A 3,036-nucleotide genomic window follows, 5' to 3' on the forward strand; every position below is an offset into this window, starting at 1 on the left:
ACCTATCAAGAAATCTAGTATCTCATTCATAACAAAATCCTCCACTATCTTTAGTATAGCAAAGGGGTCAAACTTATTTTATGAAACTGTTATCTGAAAACGATGGTTTCTTCATGCGTTTGTCGTGTGGTCAGGTTTGTGTCAAGTTTCTCTCGGAAAGTTATTCAAAGCCCTAAATCCATTTCTTAAGTTGGCCGACTGGTGAACTAGTTGCACCAGTCAAAACGATACGGGCCTGTGGAATCCTGTGAGGATCGTGAGGCATCTTTCTAAGGACCTGTCGCATATTAACGTCTATCTCATCATTAAAAGGTTGATACGGAGTAGAGCAACGATACAAAGCCTCAAAGGTGCCGTTTTTCTGCGCAGTCATGATGGCCACAATATGACTCACACCAGATTCGCGCCAGTTTCGGCCTTGCTTCTTGAGGCGGTAGCTGTAAAAGCGATGGCCGCCTTCACACGTTCCAACGCCAGATGTCACACCTAAATGACGTAACCTTAAGGGTTTGATCGCTTCCCAATGGCTCTCCAAATAAGACCTGACGGCTAATAGCTTGTCAAGTTGCTTCTCATCCTCTATAACGGATTCTGCTGTATCTAAATGAACGGCCAACTGATCACTATCATAAGCTTTCACACTAGCTCTCACTGCTTGTAATAAGTGCTTATCAAAACTTAACTGACCAGTGATGCACTTCATGACGTGGTAAGCATCTAGGCAATAAGCAAAACTCTTGTGACGACCAAGCATGTCTTCAAACTTACTTGCTTCATAGCCTGATCCACCATCACTATTGGCAATGACAATCGTCTTGCTCAAGTCATAATGGCTTGCCATATAATCACTCATCTGCTGGAACAAGTCCTTACTGGTTCCAAAGTAGCTAAAGTAAACGGGATTCATTAACTCGCCACGCCCTCCATGACGACCGACACCCTCATGAATATGACCTCGTTTCAACTCCAAGTGCTTCCCCTTTTCTTGACTGCCTATCCAGACGCCATCACCCTCGATAAAGAGATAGTCCGGACGTCTTAATTCAGTTGTTTCTGGCACATCTTGACTGCTTAGAAGTTTCTCACCAACTCGTTGGACAAGATTATGAATCCCTTGATGACTCATTTCGATGCCTGTCAAAAGACGCAAACTGCTCGAAGCTTGACGATAGGTCATGCCTGTAGCTAAAAGGCTAACTTTCTCATGAAAACTCGGACTGTAACGTTCCCTTGGCTTTAGACCTATTGCCTCATCCAAAGGCACAAAACTCTTCTCCCCTGCTTTTCGCAACCGACGGCGATGAAAGGAAACCGTACCAAATAAAAAGGTGAGTTGACGAACTTCCAAGCGGTTTATCTCCCAGCCATCTGCTAGATAGGACTGAATGATTTCCTTATCCAATCGTTCTAAAGCTTCTGTTAAAGACTGGCTCAACACTTGGCGCATCAACGCCGTGACACGATTGTCAAAATCCGCTAAATGCAAACGACTCTTTAAAATTTCACAAATCTCTATTACAATAGCCATAGGTTCTATATCCTTCTAGGTTACTTTTTTCCATTCCTAGGATATAGGACTTTTTTCGTTTTGAAAACCTGTAATCGCTTTTCCGAGAATTATTTTACACTAACGCTGGTCAGAGACACGATAAACGCATGAAACAGTTATTTCCGAATTATAGTGCAGATAAAAATATTTTATCTAAGCGTTTTCACTATAGGAGAAACGCTTAAACATGTCTACTATTTTTGTAAATTCTGAACATTGAAATACAAAAAGCTTTATTTTCTTGCTAAAAATCCTTCATGTGTTTGTCGTGGGTCAGAGACGAAAGATTGCCCTCTTGCTAAAGCTAGGAGCTTCTAAAAGTGAAATAGCTCGCCAACTAGGTGTTCATCGCTCAACCATCACTCGTGAAATTGAGCATGGTAGCGTCCAACAGATGACAAATGTGAACGGAAAAATTGAGTATTGTCAAGCTTATTTTGATGACACGGCTCAACTACTGGCTGACAAGAGACGAGAGCATACTTACTTCCTCAAACTAGAACAAGTCTCACAAGACTTCTTAAGCGCCTTTACGCAAGCCATGCTATCCAAACCACGAATCCATAGTGTAGACACCTTTATTCAGTCCTATAAGGTAGCTTATCCTAATGAAACAATAGCCAGTACTAAAACCATGTACACCTATATTCATCAAGGGTTACTGGAGGTTAAACCTATTGACTTGCCTCGAGCTATGCGCCTAAAACCCAAGGCCAAGAAGCGATCGTCAACCAAAAAGCATTTTGGTACTTCCATCGAGGAGCGTCCAAATGACATCAATGACCGTTCCGAGTTTGGACATTGGGAAATTGACTCTGTTCTTGGTCTGAAACAAGCTGGGGAACCATCTATTTTAACTCTAGTCGAAAGACAGACTCGCTATGCCATTACGGTCTATCTAGCTGAAAAGAAGGCTCACTATGTGAATGAGGCAATGACTCAACTCATTGGTAACTACCCAATCAAATCCATAAAGCTGATAACGGTACTGAATTCGCTTCCTTGCATGAATTAGAGGGCGTTCAGGTGTATTATGCCCATGCTTACTCATCATACGAACGAGGAAGCAATGAGCATTTCAATGGTTTGCTCAGAGAGTTCATCCCCAAAGGACAATCCCTAAAGCTGATCACAGCAGAAAAATTAGCTGAGGCAACTTCAGCCATCAATCAGCGACCAAGAAGACTGTTAGAGTATCAGTCCGCGGAAAACTCTTTGGGCTAACCCAAAGAGCCTAAACTCTCAATTTTGATTCAGATAAAATGTGTTGCACTTAACTTGACAATTAAAGATATAATATTATCATGGCTTATTCACTAGATTTTCGTAAAAAAGTTCTCACCTATTGTGACAAAATAGACACAATCAAACGTTATAGATTTGAACAGATGCTTCGGAAATTGTGACAACCAGCGATTAAGGGAGCGTTCAATATCACTGGCTTTTCGTCCATCAGTTTGAAGAGTGATAATCGCTTTAGATTGTTT

General features: G+C 41.6%; 1 protein-coding gene and 2 pseudogenes. 1 reads left to right on the top strand and 2 read right to left on the bottom strand.

The features are described 5' to 3' along the window. Positions 1–172 precede the first annotated feature (172 nt). Positions 173–1,528, bottom strand: coding sequence for an ISLre2 family transposase (locus ABP870_RS10570; RefSeq protein ID WP_350015303.1), 1,356 nt, complete (start codon positions 1,526–1,528; stop codon positions 173–175). 256 nt (positions 1,529–1,784) lie between these two features. Here ABP870_RS10570 and ABP870_RS10575 point away from each other — a divergent pair. After that, positions 1,785–2,787 (top strand): annotated as a pseudogene (locus ABP870_RS10575) (IS30 family transposase). A gap of 123 nt (positions 2,788–2,910) precedes the next feature. Here the strand turns inward: ABP870_RS10575 and ABP870_RS10580 are convergent. Continuing rightward, positions 2,911–3,036 (bottom strand): annotated as a pseudogene (locus tag ABP870_RS10580) (IS30 family transposase); the annotation flags it as partial.

The sequence above is a fragment of the Streptococcus jiangjianxini genome (assembly GCF_040225085.1).
Lineage (GTDB): Bacteria > Bacillota > Bacilli > Lactobacillales > Streptococcaceae > Streptococcus > Streptococcus jiangjianxini.

Excerpts from the sequence above, each read along its gene's own strand:
- ABP870_RS10570 (WP_350015303.1), bottom strand. The coding sequence starts at position 1,528 with ATGGCTATTGTAATAGAGATTTGTGAAATTTTAAAGAGTCGTTTGCAT.